We start from the raw sequence: 16,939 nt of genomic DNA, 5'->3' as shown, positions 1-16,939 counted from the left end.
AGGTTGCGGTGCAGCCCCGGATCGCGCTCTTGTCCCCATCGCAGTTAAATTCCACGCCTCTGTCCGAAGAAGCTGTCGGTCTTGCTGCCCTATGGGAATTCACGGAGGCGTTTCTGTCATGTCCAACCATCGTAAGCATCTTTTGGCCACCACGGTCATGGCCGGACTGGCGGTCACCGCCTTTGCGCCGACCCTGGCTCTCGCCCAGGCCGCCGCGCCCCTGCCGACCACCGCCGACAAGCCGGCGGACGTGACCGAGATCGAAGAGCTGGTCGTGACCGGCTCGCGCATCAAGCGCAGCGAATTCAACAGCCCCGACCCGATCCAGGTGATCAGTGCTGAACAGGGCAAGCTGAAGGGCATCTCGACCGCTGCGGGTCTGCTGCAGACCTCGACCATCGCCTCGGGTTCGCCGCAGGTGACCTCGGCCATCTCCAGCGCCTTCGTCACCGACGGTGGCCCCGGTGCTGAAACCATCTCGCTGCGCGGTCTGGGTGCAAACCGTACCCTCGTGCTGGTCAATGGTCGTCGCACCGGTCCGGCCGGCGTCCGCGGTGGCGTGTCCTCCGTCGACCTCAACGTCATTCCGGTGTCCGCGATCGATCGCGTCGACATTCTGAAGGACGGTGCCTCGTCGATCTACGGCTCCGACGCCGTCGCCGGCGTGGTCAACATCATCACCAAGCGCGATACGGAAGGCTTCGAGATCGATGCCTTCGTCAGCCAGCCCCAGGACAAGGGCGGCGAGCAGAGCCGCGGCAGCATCAGCTGGGGCAAGACCTTTGACCGCGGCTTCCTGAACGTCTCCTACGACTATTCGAAGACCGCCGAGCAGCGGATCGGTGATCGCAGCTACACCAACTGCGGCCGTCAATACATCACCGACTCCAGCGGCAAGCGGAAGGACACCATCGATCCCCGCACCGGTTCGGCCCAGTGCCGCGACCTGCTTTATGATCAGATCTGGCTCTATGACTTCAGCTTCGCCGGTCTCGATGGCAAGCTGCAGTTCGACTATGACGGCAAGCTGGGCGGCCTGATCCCCCGCGTGCCGCCGGGCCAGGCGGCCAACTATCCGGGCGCGCCGGCCGGCTTCTATACCGTGGGCTACAGCGATGATCCCCAGGCCGCCGACAACGGCGTTCTGGACTTCAACAGCCCGTTCAATCTCGAATCCTCGCTGGTGCCGCGCAACGAGCGCTCGACCATCTATGCCCAGGGCGCGTTCGACATCACCGACAGCGTCGAGGCCTATGGCGAACTGCTGCTGAACCGCCGCGCCACCAAGAGCAACGGCTATCGCCAGTTCTGGAGCTACTTCTACACCGGCGACATCGACCCGTTCAGCAAGGGCTTCACCGGCGACTTCATCCTGTCGCCGACCCCGGTCACCAACCGGGCCCGTGACGGCCAGCGCGTTGACTATCAGCGCTTTGTCGGCGGCCTGCGCGGCGACTTCGGCAAGATCGATTTCCTGAAGGGTTGGGACTGGGACATCTTCAGCCAGTACAGCCACTCCAAGGGCGTCTATTCACGTGACGTGATCCTGAAAGACGCCGTCGATATCGGCGCTTTCCGCACCGGGTCTTGCGCGGGCCAGACGACACCGATCAGCAAGAAGAAGTGCGTCGACGTCAGCTGGGTCACGCCGGACTTCCTGGCCGGCAAGTACACGGCTGCCGAAGAAGCCTTCCTGTTCGACAATGAAGCCGGCAAGACCATCTACAAGCAATTGGTCATCGAAGGTTCGACCTCGGGCTCGCTGTTCAAGCTGCCGGCCGGTGAGGTGGGCGCCGCCTTCGGCTTCCACTATCGCAAGGACTCGATCAACGACACGCCTGGTGCCGTCACCCTGGCCGGCAATGTGTGGGGCTCCTCCACGGCCGGCATCACCAAGGGCGACGACCTGGCGCGCGAGTTCTTCGGCGAGCTGAGCATTCCGCTGCTGAAGGGCCTGCCCTTCGCGGAGAATGTCGAGCTGTCGCTGTCGGGCCGTCATACCAAGGTCAACAGCTATGGTGAGGACGACACCTACAAGGTGGGCCTGAACTGGCAAATCGTGCCGTCGCTGCGCCTGCGGGCTACCAAGGGCACGTCGTTCCGCGCTCCGGCCCTGTTCGAACTCTACAAGAATGCCGAGACGAGCTTCGCCTCACAGCGCACGCTCGACCCCTGCATCCGTTGGGCGACCAACCTGGCCCAGGGCAACCTGCCGCAATACGTCGCCAACAACTGCGCCGCCGCGGGCATTCCGGGCACCCATTCGGGCGCCGGCTCGTCGGCCACCGTTACGGCGGGCGGCGGCAAGGGCGCTCTCGAGGCTGAAACCTCGAAGGCGGTCACCTATGGCGTGATCTGGACCCCCAGCTTCGCCAACCTGAACGTGGCGGTCGACTACTTCGAAATCGAGGTCAATGACGAGATCACCCAGCTCGGTGCCGCGCGCATCGTGTCGGGCTGCTATCGTTCGCTGTCCTTCCCGAACGATCCTCTGTGCAAGCTGTTCACCCGCACGCCGGGCTCCAACCTGATCAACAAGGTCACCAACAACTATCTGAACATCGCCGAGCAGGCCAACCGCGGCATCGACCTGACCGTTCGCTACGGCCAGGAGCTGCCCTGGGACAGCAAGCTTACCGTCGACCTGCAGTCGACCTGGCAGCTTGAGGACACCACGGCCCTGTTCGCCGGCACGACGATCGACAAGAATGGTTTTGTCGGCGATCCGGACTGGACCGGTCAGCTGAACTTCCGGCTGGTCAAGGGCGACTGGACGGGCTTCTGGGGCATCGACATGGTCGGCAAGGCGTCTGACGCCGAGGACTATGCCGACAAGAACGCGGCGGGGACCACCTTCTACAAGATCCACACCGAGTTCACGGCCTATCACAGCCTCTCGCTGCAGAAGAAGTTCGACGACTGGTCGGTCCTCGGCGGCGTGGCCAATGTGTTCAACGAAGAGCCCCCGGCGGTGTCGCGCGGCCAGGGCAATTACAGCACGGTCGGCACCTCGGTTCTGGCCTCGCAGTACGACTACTATGGTCGCCGCGTGTTCCTGAACATCACGGCGCGCTTCTAGTCTTAGCGGATTGGACTAACATGACGGCGGCGGGGCGACCCGCCGCCGTTTTTGTATTGATATCCGAGTTGGGGACCTGATCGCGTGAACGCCATAATCCGGGGCAAGCCCGACAATCTCGACGAGATCGGCCTGCAGTTCGAGCGCGCGAGCCTGGCGACGCCGGTCTATCTCAACAGCGTGCCCAAGGCCGGCACCCATCTGATCCGCAACATCCTGCGGATGTTCGTCGCGCCGGAGCAGCACTGGCGCCGCGAATACATCCAGCACGCCATCCTCAGGCAGTACGGGCCGGAGGCCTTCTCGGCCGCCAGACCGATGATCAGCTGGGGTCACATGCTGTTTTCGGACGAGTCGGCCATCGCCCTGCGCGATGTTCGCCATATCGTGCTGGTCCGCGATCCCTATGACTGGGTCCTGGCCCGGGCGCGATTCTACCTTTCGGACGAATTCCAGGGCAATCTGAACCACATCAAGGGCGGCGCAGCCTCAGCCGAGGATGTGGTGATGATGATGATCCTCGGCGCCCACGGAAAGGTGCCGGACCTGAAGGACATCTTTGCCCTTAACGCCGTGGCCTGGATGGGTTCCAGCGCCGTGATCGTGCGCTATGAGGACATTGTCGAGAGCCTGAATGACCTTGGGTCCAGGCGGTCGGAGGCCTTTTTCCGCCAGTTGCTGGCCGATTGCGGTCTGGATCTGCCGAGCGACTGGCGAGAGCGGGTCGAGGCCGGTGCCGATCGCCGGGAAAGCCGGACCGCCAGCGAAAACCTCAATGTAACGGCCGACTTGCCGAGCGTTCTGTCAGACGTCCACAAGCGGATCGTGGATTTTCACGCCCCCGGCCTGCGGGCCCTTCTGGGCTACGCCTAGAGCCTTTTCCGACCTGATGGCTCCATCAGGGGCGGGTCAAAGGGTTTTAGATCACCACGGCCGTTCCGGAGACCGAGACCATCATCATCGAGCCATTGGGGCCGACGGTGTTGTAGTCGAGGTCGACGGCCACGATCGCATTGGCTCCCAGTTTCTCGGCTTCCTTGATCAGGTTCTTCAGGGCGTCATCACGCGCCCGCCCCAGCACCCGTTCATAGGACTTCGAGTGGCCGCCGATGAAGTCGCGGATGGCGGCCATCAGGTCCAGCACCACATTCGCGCCCAGGATCGACTGGGCGTAGATCGCCCCCTTGTAGTCCTGAACCGGCCGGCCTTCGATGAAGGGCGTGGTCGAGATCAGCATCGATAAACCCCTGTGCGGCACACGCGACAACGTCGTTAACTTAGGCGCAAACTGCGGCTTCCGCGAGGGGCTCACCTGCAAAGCGGCGCTTTCTTGCGTCAATCTCGCCTCCTGCGGGAATCTGGCGTTCTGCCACTTCCTGCGCGCCGATGGTTAAGGCAGATTGGGCCCAGTTCTTCACCCCGGAGTTTTCTGGTGATCTTCGCCAAGTCGCACCTCGACCTGCACAACATCCGGAACAATGTGGAACGGGTTAAGAAGCTGTCGGACAATGTCGTGGGTGTCGGCCCGCTCGGCGTCGGCCTCGACGGCCTGCTGACCTGGATTCCGGGCGCTGGCGAGCTCTACAGCCTCGGGGCCGGCGGCCTGATCATCATGGACGCCGTACGGGCCCGCGCCGCGCCGATGATCGTCATCCAGATCGTCGCCATCATCCTGATCGACACCGTGGCCGGCTCCCTGCCGGTCGCCGGCAAGGTCGCCGACGTGCTGTTCACCGGCCACAAGTGGTCGGCCGACATGTTGATCAACCATATGGACGACACCATCTATTTCGAGGGCAGCCGCAAGGAGGTCCAGGGTACGGCGGAGTATCGCGATCTTCTGGCCCGGATTCAGGCCGGCAAGGAAAAGCGCCGGGTCGTTTTCCTGGGCTGACGGCAGGCAACACTTTCTGGACGGGCGAGGCGTTGATCAAGCATGACCGATGAAGCCGCCCCGTTCGCCGACACGCGCCGGGCCCGTGCGCACCGCGCCTGGAAGTCGGCAGAGACCATCAAGGGCCTGTCTGACCGCCTGATCGGTCTCGGACCCTTCGGCCTGGGTCTGGATGGCGTCCTGTCCTGGGTGCCGGTGGTGGGGCCGCTCTACAGCATGGGTGCCGGCGGGCTGCTCCTGATCCACGGCCTGTCGGCCGGGGCCTCGTTCGTGACCCTGGCGCGGATGCTGGCCTATGTGGCGATGGATACCGCCACCGACGCCGTGCCGATCGCCGGCTCGGTAGTGGACATGATGTTCCCCGGCCACCTGATGGCCGCCAAGGCGCTGCAGAAGGACATCGAGGCGCGGCATGGCCTGCCCGATGACGTGGCGCTGAAGCGCGCGCCCAAGAAGCGGGCCAAGGCCGGCAAGCGCTGACCAGCCCGTCTAGGCCACCGTCCCCTGGGTGTAGCCGAGCTGGACATTGAGCTTTTCCAGCACCTCGATGGCCGCCTCGGCGATCACCGTACCGGGGGGGAAGATGCTGGCGGCGCCGGCGTCGAGCAGGGCCTGGAAGTCCTGGGGCGGGATCACGCCCCCGACCACCACCACCATGTCCTCGCGTCCCAGCTTGGCCAGTTCGGACTTCAGTTCCGGCACCAGGGTCAGGTGGCCCGCCGCCAGGGACGAGGCCCCGACCACATGCACACCGGCCTCGATCGCCGCCTGGGCGGCTTCAGCGGGTGTCTGGAACAGCGGGCCGATCTCGACCTTGAAGCCGAGGTCGGAAAAGGCGCTGGCAATCACCTTCTGGCCGCGGTCGTGGCCGTCCTGACCCATCTTGGCGACCATGATGCGGGGCGGTCCGCCGTCGGCTTCCCTGAAGGCGGCGACCATGGCCCGGGCCCGGGCGGCCTTGGGATCGGCACCGGCCTCCTTGCCATAGACGCCTTCGATGGTCTGGATCACGGCGCGATGGCGGCCGAAGACCTTTTCCAGGGCATAGCTGATCTCACCGACCGTGGCCTTGGCCCGGGCTGCATCGACCGCCAGGGCCAGCAGGTTGCCGTTACCGCGCGCGCCGGTTTCCAGGGCGTCCAGCGCGGCCTGGGTCGCGGCCGGGTCACGGTCAGCCTTCAGGCGGGCCAGCTTTTCCAATTGCTGGGTGCGGACCGAGCTGTTGTCCACCTTCAGCATCGGGATCACGTCCTCGACCTCGGGCTTGTAGCGGTTGACCCCGACCACGCTCTGGCGATTGGCGTCGATGCGGGCCTGGGTCTTGGCAGCAGCTTCCTCGATGCGCAGCTTCGGAATGCCGCGCTCGATGGCCTTGGCCATGCCGCCGGCGGCCTCGACCTCTTCGATATGGGCCAGGGCCTTGAGCGCCAGGTCGTGGGTCAGGCGTTCGACATAGTAGCTGCCGCCCCACGGGTCGGCGACGCGGGTCGTGCCGCTCTCCATCTGCAGGAAGAGTTGCGTGTTGCGGGCGATGCGGGCCGAAAAATCGGTCGGCAGGGCCAGGGCCTCGTCCAGGGCGTTGGTGTGCAGGCTCTGGGTCTGGCCGTTGACCGCGGCCATGGCCTCCACGCAGGTGCGCGAGACGTTGTTGAACACGTCCTGGGCCGCCAGCGACCAGCCGCTGGTCTGGCTGTGGGTGCGCAAGGAGAGGCTGCGGTCGTCCTTGGGATCGAACTCGCGCTTCATCAGCCGGGCCCAGAGCAGGCGGGCCGCGCGCATCTTCGCCACTTCCATGAAGTAGTTCATGCCGATGGCCCAGAAGAAGCTCAGGCGCGGGGCGAAGACGTCAATGCTCATGCCGGCGGCGACGCCGGCCCGGGCATATTCGATGCCGTCGGCAAGCGTATAGGCCAGCTCGAGGTCGGCCGTCGCCCCGGCCTCCTGCATGTGATAGCCGCTGATCGAGATCGAGTTGAACTTCGGCATATTGGCCGAAGTATATGAAAAGATGTCGGAAATGATCCGCATCGAAGGCGCGGGCGGATAGATGTAGGTGTTCCGCACCATGAATTCTTTGAGGATGTCGTTCTGGATCGTGCCCGACAGCTTGTCGGGCGAAACGCCCTGTTCCTCGGCCGCCACGATATAGAGCGCCAGGATCGGCAGCACCGCGCCGTTCATGGTCATCGACACGCTCATCTTGTCGAGCGGAATGCCCGAGAAGAGGGTGCGCATGTCGAGGATCGAGTCGATGGCGACGCCGGCCATGCCGACATCGCCCTTCACCCGCTCATGGTCGGAATCGTAGCCCCGGTGGGTGGCGAGGTCGAAGGCGACCGACAGGCCCATTTGGCCAGCGGCCAAATTGCGTCTGTAGAATGCGTTGCTGTCCTCGGCCGTGGAGAAGCCCGCATACTGACGCACCGTCCACGGGTTGGTGACATACATGGTCGGGTAGGGGCCCCGCACATAGGGCGCGACGCCGGGATAGCCTCCGGTGAAGTCGAGACCTTCGACATCGGTGGCCGTGAAGGCGGCCGCGACATCGACGCCTTCAGGCGTATTCCAGACGGGGCCTGCCGAAGCGACCTCTTGAGCGGTGACCTCGGCGAAGTCGACGGTGGTGAAGTCGGGGAACTTGGTCATGGCTCAGGCTCCCTCAAAGGCGGCGGCGAAGCGGATGGGCGTCAGGGGCGGGCAGTGACTGTCGGGTCCCGGCAGTCGCGGATCCGGCCCCTCCACGGCGAAGGCGGACGGATCGACGGTCTCGACCTCGGCAGGCTTGTCCTCGGCATTGGGGAAGACCGTGACCCCGAGGATCTTGCGGCTCTTGTCGGCGAAGGCGGCGGCCTGGGTGTCGCGGGCGAGGCCCACGGCCGTGGCGACTTGCCCGCTCTCCAGGGCCTTGATCACCCCGCCGGCGGCCTCGATCGACTGGAAAAGGGCCCAGGCGGCACGGGCGATCTGGTCGGTCAGGCTGTCGAGATACCAGGAGCCGCCGGCCGGATCGGCGACACGGCCAAGATGGCTCTCTTCCATCAGCACCAGCTGGGTATTGCGGGCCTGACGGCGGGCAAAGGCCGTCGGCAGTCCGATGGCGTCGGTGAAGGTCCCCAGCACCACCACATCAGCGCCGCCGACCGCCCCGGCGAAACCGGCCGAGGTCAGGCGCAGCAGGTTGGTCCAGGCGTCCTTGGTCGTCAGCATCCGGGCCGAGCTGCGGGCCTCGATGACGGCCGGCGCGGACACGCCGCAGGCCTCGGCCAGGCGCGCCCACAGGGCCCGGGCGGCGCGGACCTTGGCTACGCCGGTGAAGTATTCGCCGTCGAGGCTTACCCCGAGCACGATGCGCCCGAAGGCCTCGTCCATCGACAGGCCCGAGCGCACGAGGGCCTTGGCATAGGCCAGGGCGCTGGCGGTCATCAGGGCCAGTTCCTCGACATTCGAACCCCCGGCCTCGTGGGCCGCGCGGCCGGTCGCCAGGAACAGGCTGGCCCGGGCATAGGTCGTCGCCAGGCGCGCGCCGACCGTGGCGGCGTTGAACACATGGCTCTCGATCGGGCCCGGGCTGGTCCCGGTCTGGGCGAAGGTGGTCAGTGGATCCATGTGAAAGGCCAGGGGCGCATTGGGCGCGCCCTTGGTCACGGTGCCCAGCCAGTCGGCGGCCTTTGGTCCCAGATAGCCGGCGTCGAGGGCGACCGGAGCCAGATCGATCAGCACCCCCTCCAGCGCCCTGGCCAGATCATCCGCCGATCCGATAGCGACGCCCTGGGCTCCTGTCGGGTCGAGGGCCAGCAGCAGCGAGGCCGCGCCGTTCTGCAGGTCGACCAGGCTGTCGCGCGCCGCGCGTTCGGAGTCGGGATGGGCGATCCGCATCCGCAGGTCCCAGGGGCGGTCGGCGTCCCTTGTCCGCAGATCGCGGGCGACCGGCACGCCATCCGCGGCGGTATAGAGGGGCCGGATCGTCAGGCCATCAGGCGTGAGCACCGTCAGGGCCTCATCAAAGCTCTGACCCTTCAGCGTTTTTTCGACCAGAGCTGTCCAGCGGGCGCGAACCGTCGCGTCGTCCGAGACGGCGAAATCATCAGCCAGAGGCGTCGCGGTCTGGGTCAAGGCGTCTCTCTCCTGCAGTGCAGCATTCTTGGCTTTTTGTCCGTGATGCGCCCCTGCCGCTAGGGCCGTCAAGTCTTGCGCCCGCCCCAAACAAGCGTTTAAGCTGAACGCTGTTTACATGCGCGGTGCTCAACGCCGCCTCCTGAGGGGAGCCGATCTTCATGGCCTTGCCGCCCGTTCTTCGCGACCGCCTTCGCCTGCCGGTTATCGCCTCGCCGCTGTTTATCATCAGCAACCCCGACCTGGTGATTGCCCAGTGCAAGGCCGGCATTGTCGGCTCTTTCCCGTCGCTGAACGCCCGGCCGATCTCGCAGCTCGACGAGTGGCTTCACCGGATTACCGAGGAGCTGGCAGCCTATGATCGGGCCAACCCCGACGCGCCGTCCGCGCCGTTCGCGGTCAACCAGATCGTTCACCGGACCAATAACCGGCTCGAGGAGGACATCGAGCTGTGCGTGAAATACAAGGCTCCGCTGGTGATCACCTCGCTGGGGGCCCGCGAGGATCTCAATGCCGCGATCCATTCGTATGGCGGCATCACCATGCACGACGTCATCAATGACAAGCATGCCCACAAGGCCATCGAAAAGGGCGCTGACGGCCTGATTCCGGTCGCCGCCGGTGCCGGCGGCCATGCCGGCACCCTGTCGCCCTTCGCCCTGATCCAGGAGATCCGTCAGTGGTTCGACGGTCCGGTGGCCCTGTCGGGTTCGATCGCCTGCGGTCGCTCGATCCTGGCCGCCCAGGCCATGGGTGCGGACCTGGCCTATATCGGCTCGGCCTTCATCGCGACCCAGGAAGCCAATGCGGCCCAGGGCTACAAGGACATGATCGTCGAGAGCCACGCCGACGACATCCTCTATTCCAACCTCTTCACCGGCGTGCATGGCAACTATCTGCGCCCCTCGGTGATCAAGGCGGGGATGGATCCCGACAATCTGCCGGTCAGCGATCCGTCGGCCATGAACTTCGGTTCGGGCGGCAACCAGGAAGCCAAGGCCTGGCGCGACATCTGGGGCTGCGGCCAGGGTATCGGTGCCATCGACGCGGTGCTGACGGCCGGTGAACTCATCGCCAAGTTCTCGGACGAGTACGAGCAGGCCAAGGCCGAGCTGGCCGCCAAGACCGCCCTGACATCGGGCAACCACCTGGCCTTCGCGGCCGAGTAGCGACACGCTGGAGCGGGGAAGGGGACGGGGATCGACCAAGGTCGGTCCCCGGCTCTGTCAGCGGAGCGATCCTTGAGGCGTTTTCAACGCCCTGAAGGGACCTCCGATGTTCGACGAATCCACTCCGCGCCTGGGTCTGCCCTATGTGCTGGCCGCCCAGGCCCAGAAGCATATCCCCATCAATGAAAGCCTCGCCCGGCTGGACGGACTGGTCCAGCTGGCCGTCGAAAGCCGCGTCGTCGCGGCGCAGCCGGCAAGCCCCGTCGGAGGCGGCGTCTGGATCCTGCCGGCCGGCGCGACGGGCACGGTTTGGACGGGGCAGGCCGCCGGCACGCTGATGCGTTTTGAGGCCGGCGCGTGGGAGGCCATCCCCCTGGCCGAAGGCGTCCTGGCCTGGCTCAAGGACGAGAACCAGCTGGTGGCCTTTGATGGCGCGGCTTGGGCTCCCCTGTCGGCCAGCTTCAAGAGCTTGACCGCCGCCGCCTCGCCGGGACTTGCCAATACCCGCCTGGAAATCCGCGAGGAGGAGACCGCCCTGGTCGGCGCGACGACCTCAACGGCCATGGTCATACCGTCACGGGCCATCGTCCTGGCGGTCTCGACCCGAACCACGGTCGCGGTGACCGGGGCTGCCGCCTACAGCTGTGGCGTGGCGGGCGATGCGTCCAAGTTCGGCGGTTCGCTGGGCGTGGCCCGGAATTCCAGCAATGTCGGGGTCATCGGTCCGACGGCGTTCTATTCCGATACCCCGGTGCTGCTGACCGCGGCCGGAGGGAGCTTCACCGGCGGCAAGGTGCGGGTGGCGATCCACCTGCTGCGGTTTGATGCACCGGCGGCGGTTTAAAGCTGCTCCCCCTCCGGGGGAGCTGTCGCGGAGCGACTGAGGGGGCTAGCTGGACTTAGGCCGCGCTGCCCCCTCCGACCCTTCGGGCCACCTCCCCCGGTGGGGGAGGAGCTTGACCCTGGCCGCCGCCCCCGCTACACGCCGCTCACCTTTGGGGAGTAGCCGCCTGCGCCTATCAGCAGGCCCCGCCGTCAACACACTTGAGCCTTCGGGATCATGGCGCGGGGAGGGAAGCGATGATCCGCTTCCATGGCGAGACCAATGGCGCCGACAACCTCCCGGGCCGGGTGGGCTGTCGACGCTATTGGCATGCGCCCGGCCCGGAAGGTTTTTGATCCCATGGAATCCCTGTTCGTCTCGACCCTGGTCGTGGCTATCGCCGAGATCGGCGACAAGACCCAGCTGCTGGCCATCATCTTGGCCACACGGTTCAAGAAGCCCGTGCCGATCATCTTCGGGATCCTGGTCGCCACCCTGGCCAATCATGCCCTGGCGGCCACGGCCGGCTACTGGGTGGCCGACCTGCTGAACGGTCAGTGGTTCAAATGGGCCATTGCCCTGTCTTTCATCGCCATGGCCGCCTGGGCCCTCATCCCCGACAAGGCCGACGACGAGGACGGCTCGGCGGTCGGCCGCTACGGCGTGTTTCTGACCACGACCATCGCCTTCTTCCTGGTCGAGATGGGCGACAAGACCCAGATCGCCACCGTGGCCCTGGGGGCCAAGTTCCACTCGATCTTCTGGGTCGCGGCGGGCACCACGCTCGGCATGATGCTGGCCAACATCCCGGCGGTCTATCTGGGCGAGGCGGCGACCAAGATTGTGCCGCTCAAATATGTCCGTATCGGTGCGGCGCTGATCTTCCTGGCTCTGGGGATTTGGGCGGTGGTCGAGGCGGCGAGCCTCTTCCGCTAAGCCCCCTGAGCCGGTTAAGGAAGGGCGCAGCTGGAGCTACGCCCTTCCATGACTCCCTACGATCAGAACCTTCGCGGCTGGGAGTTCTGGATCGATCGCGGCGGCACCTTCACTGACATCGTCGCGCGGCGACCGGACGGGACCCTGATCACCCACAAGCTGCTCTCGGAGAACCCCGAGCAATATGCCGACGCGGCCGTTGCCGGGGTTCGGGCCCTGCTGCCGGGCGGCGCGACGATCGACGCCGTGAAGATGGGTACTACGGTGGCCACCAACGCCCTGTTGGAACGCAAGGGCGAACCGACCGTGCTGGCGATCACGGCGGGTCATGCCGACGCCCTGCGGATCGGCTATCAGGCCCGGCCCCGGCTGTTCGACCGCCACATCATCAAGCCTGAAGCCCTCTATGACCGCGTGGTCGAGATCGATGAGCGGATCAGCGTCGAGGGCGAGTTGCTGCGGCCGTTGGATGAGTCGGCCGCGAGGGCAGGCCTGCAGGCCGCCTTCGACTCCGGCTTCCGGGCCGTGGCCATCGTGCTGCTGCACGGCTTCCGCTTCACCGACCACGAGGCCCGCGTCGCGGCCATAGCCCGCGAGATCGGCTTTGCCCAGGTTTCGGTCAGCCATGAGGTCAGCCCGCTGATGAAGCTGGTGGGGCGGGGCGACACCACCGTGGTCGACGCCTATCTGTCGCCGATCCTGCGCCGCTATGTCGACCGGGTGGCCGGTGAACTCGGGGCCGATACCCGTCTGCTGTTCATGCAGTCCAATGGCGGCCTGACCGACGCCCGGGCCTTCCGGGGCAAGGACGCCATCCTGTCGGGTCCGGCCGGTGGCGTGGTCGGCATGGCGCGGACGGCCGTTGAGGCGGGTTTCGACCGGGTCATCGGCTTCGACATGGGCGGCACCTCGACCGATGTCTGTCACTATGCCGGCGAGTACGAACGGGCCTTCGAGACCGTGGTGGCCGGGGTGCGGATGCGCGCGCCGATGATGAACATCCACACCGTGGCGGCGGGCGGCGGCTCGATCTGCTTGTTCGACGGGGCGCGTCTGCGGGTGGGACCAGCGTCTGCCGGCGCCGTGCCGGGGCCGGCAGCCTACCGCCGGGGCGGCCCGCTGACCGTCACCGACTGCAATGTCATGCTGGGCAAGCTGCGGCCCGAGTTCTTCCCGGCGGTCTTCGGGCCCGGCGCCGACCAGCCGCTGGATATCGAGGCGGTCACCGAAGGCTTTGCGGCACTCGCTGCCGAGATCCTGGCCGCTACGGGTGAAGCTATGAGCCCGGAAGCCATAGCCGAGGGCTTCATCACCATCGCCGTCGAGAACATGGCCAAGGCCGTGCGGCAGATCTCGATCCAGCGCGGCTATGACGTGACCCGCTATGTGCTGGCCTGTTTCGGCGGGGCTGGCGGCCAGCATGCCTGTCTGGTCGCTGATGCCCTCGGCATGACGAAGGTCATGATCCATCCGTTCGCCGGGGTGCTGAGCGCCTATGGCATGGGACTGGCTGACCTGCGGCTGATCCGCGAGGCAACCGTCGAACGGCCGCTGGCCGAGGCTGCGGGTGATCTGGCCGGACAGGCTCAGGCCCTGGCCGTCGAGGTCGAGGCGGCCCTTCGTGCCCAGGCCGTACCTGTGGCCTCGGTCGAGACGCTTGCGACCCTGCGCGTCAAATATGCCGGCACAGATACCCCGCTTGTCGTGCCCTTGACCGACGAAGCCGGCGCCCGCGCGACCTTTGAAGAGATGCACCAGAGGCGGTTCGGCTTCACGTCGCCGACCACGGCCCTGATCGTCGAGACCCTGTCTGTGGAGGCAATTGGCCATTCCGATGCGGGAACGGCGCCAGATCTGGGAAGAGGCACATCGGGGGACCCGCTGGCCCTGACCACGGTCAATGTGCGTATGGCCGGACAGACATGGGCGACTCCAGTGTTCGACCGCGAGGCCCTCGCCGTGGGCGCTGAGGTCAAGGGCCCGGCCATCATCCGCGAAGCCACCGGCACCACCCTGGTCGAGCCCGGCTGGCGCGCCACAGTGGATGCCCATCTCAATCTGATCCTCGACCGCATCGAAGCCCTGCCGACCCGCCGTGCCATCGGCACCAGGGCTGATCCGGTGATGCTGGAGGTGTTCAACAACCTCTTCATGGCGGTGGCCGAGGAGATGGGTTTCGCGCTTCAGAACACCGCCTATTCGGTCAATATCAAGGAGCGGTTGGACTTCTCCTGTGCCCTGTTCGACCGCGACGGCAATCTGATCGCCAATGCCCCGCACATGCCGGTCCATCTGGGCTCGATGGGCGACAGCGTGCGGGCCATCCGTGAGGCGCGCCAGGGCGACGGACGCGGGATGCGACCCGGCGACGTCTACATGCTCAACGCGCCCTATAACGGCGGCACCCACCTGCCGGACGTCACCGTGGTCATGCCGGTGTTCGACGGCGAGGGGGCGCTGCTGTTCTATGTCGCTGCACGCGGCCACCAGGGCGATATCGGTGGCATCACGCCCGGATCGATGCCGCCAAACAGCCGAACGGTCGAGGAAGAAGGCGTCCTGATCGAGAACTTCCTGCTGGTCGAGGGCGGGCGGTTCCTGGAAGCCGAGACCCGCGCCCTGCTGGCCTCGGGCCGCTGGCCGGCCCGCAATCCCGACCAGAACATCGGCGACCTCAAGGCCCAGATCGCCGCCTGCGCGCGCGGAGCTGAAAGCCTGACCGGCCTCGTCGCCGAGTTCGGCCAGGACGTGGTCGAGGCCTATATGGCCCATGTGCAGGACAATGCCGAGGAGGCGGTCCGCCGGGTGCTGGCCACCCTGAGCGATGGAGCGTTTGCCTACGAACTGGACGATGGCTCGGTGGTGAAGGTGGCCATCACCGTCGACCAGAAGGCCCGCACCGCAAGGGTCGACTTCGCCGGCACCAGTGACCAGGTCCCGACCAATTTCAACGCCCCGGCCTCGATCTGCCGGGCGGCGGCGCTCTACGTGTTCCGCACCCTGGTCGATGACGAGATTCCGATGAACGACGGCTGCCTGCGGCCGGTCGAGCTGGTCATTCCGGAAGGCTCGATGTTGCGGCCGCGCTATCCGGCGGCGGTGGTGGCCGGCAATGTCGAGACCAGCCAGGTGGTCGTGGACGCCCTCTATGGCGCTCTGGGCGTGATGGCCGGGGCCCAGGGCACGATGAACAATTTCACCTTCGGCGATGAGCGGCGCCAGTATTACGAAACCATCTGCGGCGGCTCGGGGGCAGGACCGGACTTTGACGGTACCGACGCCGTCCAGACCCACATGACCAACAGCCGGCTGACCGATCCCGAGGTGCTGGAGACCCGTTATCCAGTTCTGGTCGAGGCCTTTTCGATCCGCCGCGGCTCGGGCGGGGAAGGGCACCATCGCGGCGGTGACGGAGTGGTGCGCCGGATCGGCTTCCGCGAGCCGATGACCGCCACCCTGTTGTCCAACCGGCGCCGGGTGCCGCCGTTCGGCCTGGTGGGCGGTGCGCCCGGGGCCCTGGGGCTGGCGCGGGTCGAGCGGGCCGACGGTTCTGTTCTGGCCATGGGCGCGACGGATCTGGTTGAGGTCGCGGCGGGCGATGCCATTGTCATCGAGACGCCGGGTGGCGGTGGCTGGGGGGCTGTTTGATGCGGCCCTCGGTTCTGTTCGTCTGCCTGGGCAACATCTGTCGATCGCCCCTGGCCGAGGGCGCCTTTCGCGCCGAGGCCCAGGCGCTCGGGCTTGATGTTCTGGTCGATTCCGCCGGCACCGGGGGCTGGCACGTGGGTTCCGCGCCGGATGGGCGCGCCATTGCCGCCGCGCAGCGCCACGGTGTCGACATCAGCCGCCAGACCGCCCGCAAGGTCGAGGTCGACGACTTTCGGCGCTTCACCCACATCCTGGCCCTGGACCACGACAACCTGAAGAAGCTGCGCAGCCTGCGCCCGGTCGACGGGGAGGCGGAGCTGGGCCTGCTGCTGGACTATGCCGAAGGGCTCGAGGGGCGGGCGGTGGCCGATCCCTACTATGGCAAGGCGGCGGGGTTCGATGTGACTTGGCGCGAAGTGGCCCTGGCGGCGCGGGGTCTGGCGCAGTCGCTGGCGTCTCGGGGGGATTAGGCGACCATTCGCCCCCTCCTGACCGGTTGGCTTCGCCGCCCGTCGGGTCGCGGTCGTCCTCCCCCTTAGGGGAAAGATGAGGTCGACGCGTTTCATCTTCCCCCTACGGGGGAGGAGCGCCGCAGGCGCGGAGGGGGGCAGTGACTAGGCCGCCCGTGTGACGCGTCGTTCCAGCAGCAGCAGGGTCAGGGTGACCAGGAACCCGAAGGCCAGGAGCAGGGCCGCAAGGCGATGGGCCTCGCCCCAGCGCAGTTGCTCGACCAGCTGGAAGATCTCGACCGACAGCACCTGGGTCTCACCCGGAATGCCGCCGCCCAGCATCATCACCACCCCAAATTCGCCGACCGTGTGGGCAAAGGACAGGATAGCAGCGACGGCGTAGCCGGGCAGGGCCAAGGGCAGGGCCACCCGCGCAAAGGTCTGCCATCGGGTCGCGCCCAGGCAGGCCGCGGCCTCCAGGGGCTCGTCGCCCACGGCGATGAACGCATTGCGCAGGGGCTGGACCGCAAAGGGCAGAGAATAGACCAGGGACCCGATCACCAGACCCTCGAAGGTGAAGGCGAGGGTGCGAATGCCGAGGGCCTGTAACGGCGCCATCAACAGGCTGTGCGGGCCCAGGGCGATCAGCAGATAGAAGCCCAGCACGGTCGGCGGCAAAACGATCGGCAGGGCGACGATGGCACCGACCACCGGCTGCCAGCGCGACCTTCCGCGCGCCAGCCACCAGGCCAGGGGCGTGGCGAGCAGCAGCAACAGGATCGTGGTGATCCCGGCCAGTTTCACCGTCAGCCACAGCACCTCAAGCAT

The 16,939-nt window shown here is 66.4% G+C and carries 13 protein-coding genes; 9 read left to right on the top strand and 4 right to left on the bottom strand.

What is annotated here, in order from left to right; all coding sequences use genetic code 11:
* Positions 1–118: 118 nt before the first annotated feature.
* Positions 119–3,079 (top strand): TonB-dependent receptor domain-containing protein, encoded by a 2,961-nt coding sequence (locus ACW17U_RS11405; RefSeq protein ID WP_492052514.1) that lies wholly within the window; start codon positions 119–121, stop codon positions 3,077–3,079.
* Positions 3,080–3,163: 84 nt separating this feature from the next.
* Complete coding sequence (locus ACW17U_RS11400; RefSeq protein ID WP_492052512.1) at positions 3,164–3,952, top strand: hypothetical protein; 789 nt, start codon at positions 3,164–3,166, stop codon at positions 3,950–3,952.
* Between the two features lie 46 nt (positions 3,953–3,998).
* Here ACW17U_RS11400 and ACW17U_RS11395 read toward each other — a convergent pair whose 3' ends face one another.
* The gene (locus tag ACW17U_RS11395; protein ID WP_062145269.1) at positions 3,999–4,316 is read right to left on the bottom strand and encodes a heavy metal-binding domain-containing protein; all 318 of its coding nucleotides are present in this window, start codon (positions 4,314–4,316) and stop codon (positions 3,999–4,001) included.
* Positions 4,317–4,508: 192 nt separating this feature from the next.
* Between ACW17U_RS11395 and ACW17U_RS11390 the strand changes: the two genes are divergently transcribed.
* Positions 4,509–4,973, top strand: coding sequence for a DUF4112 domain-containing protein (locus ACW17U_RS11390; protein WP_166504322.1), 465 nt, complete (start codon positions 4,509–4,511; stop codon positions 4,971–4,973).
* A gap of 42 nt (positions 4,974–5,015) precedes the next feature.
* Positions 5,016–5,453 (top strand): DUF4112 domain-containing protein, encoded by a 438-nt coding sequence (locus ACW17U_RS11385; protein ID WP_492052510.1) that lies wholly within the window; start codon positions 5,016–5,018, stop codon positions 5,451–5,453.
* A 9-nt stretch (positions 5,454–5,462) separates the two neighbouring features.
* Here the strand turns inward: ACW17U_RS11385 and scpA are convergent, their stop codons facing one another.
* Both scpA and ACW17U_RS11375 read right to left on the bottom strand, forming a co-directional pair.
* Complete coding sequence (gene scpA / locus ACW17U_RS11380) at positions 5,463–7,619, bottom strand: methylmalonyl-CoA mutase (protein ID WP_492052509.1); 2,157 nt, start codon at positions 7,617–7,619, stop codon at positions 5,463–5,465.
* Positions 7,620–7,622: 3 nt separating this feature from the next.
* A complete protein-coding gene (locus ACW17U_RS11375) occupies positions 7,623–9,086 on the bottom strand; it encodes a methylmalonyl-CoA mutase family protein (protein WP_492052507.1) in 1,464 nt (487 codons plus the stop codon).
* A 161-nt stretch (positions 9,087–9,247) separates the two neighbouring features.
* Here ACW17U_RS11375 and ACW17U_RS11370 point away from each other — a divergent pair, with 161 nt between their 5' ends.
* From ACW17U_RS11370 to ACW17U_RS11350, 5 genes are all read left to right on the top strand, one after another.
* On the top strand, positions 9,248–10,255 hold the full coding sequence (locus tag ACW17U_RS11370; protein WP_492052505.1) for an NAD(P)H-dependent flavin oxidoreductase: 1,008 nt from the start codon (positions 9,248–9,250) through the stop codon (positions 10,253–10,255).
* 106 nt (positions 10,256–10,361) lie between these two features.
* Positions 10,362–11,099 (top strand): DUF2793 domain-containing protein, encoded by a 738-nt coding sequence (locus ACW17U_RS11365; RefSeq protein ID WP_492052503.1) that lies wholly within the window; start codon positions 10,362–10,364, stop codon positions 11,097–11,099.
* Positions 11,100–11,438: 339 nt separating this feature from the next.
* Positions 11,439–12,014 carry a TMEM165/GDT1 family protein gene (locus tag ACW17U_RS11360; protein WP_062145284.1) on the top strand — a complete coding sequence of 192 codons (576 nt, stop codon included), beginning with the start codon at positions 11,439–11,441 and terminating at the stop codon, positions 12,012–12,014.
* Between the two features lie 48 nt (positions 12,015–12,062).
* The gene (locus ACW17U_RS11355) at positions 12,063–15,662 is read left to right on the top strand and encodes a hydantoinase B/oxoprolinase family protein (RefSeq protein ID WP_492052501.1); all 3,600 of its coding nucleotides are present in this window, start codon (positions 12,063–12,065) and stop codon (positions 15,660–15,662) included.
* Positions 15,662–16,132: a low molecular weight protein-tyrosine-phosphatase gene (locus ACW17U_RS11350; protein WP_492052499.1), complete on the top strand. Its 471-nt coding sequence runs from the start codon at positions 15,662–15,664 to the stop codon at positions 16,130–16,132. Before ACW17U_RS11355 ends, ACW17U_RS11350 begins: the two co-directional genes overlap by 1 nt.
* A 144-nt stretch (positions 16,133–16,276) precedes the next feature.
* On the opposite strand, the gene modB is transcribed toward ACW17U_RS11350, so the two are convergent.
* Positions 16,277–16,939, bottom strand: coding sequence for a molybdate ABC transporter permease subunit (gene modB / locus ACW17U_RS11345; RefSeq protein WP_492052497.1), 663 nt, complete (start codon positions 16,937–16,939; stop codon positions 16,277–16,279).

The sequence above is a fragment of the Caulobacter sp. AVps16 genome, from assembly GCF_058681455.1.
This window is presented reverse-complemented; position numbering and strand designations above follow the sequence as displayed.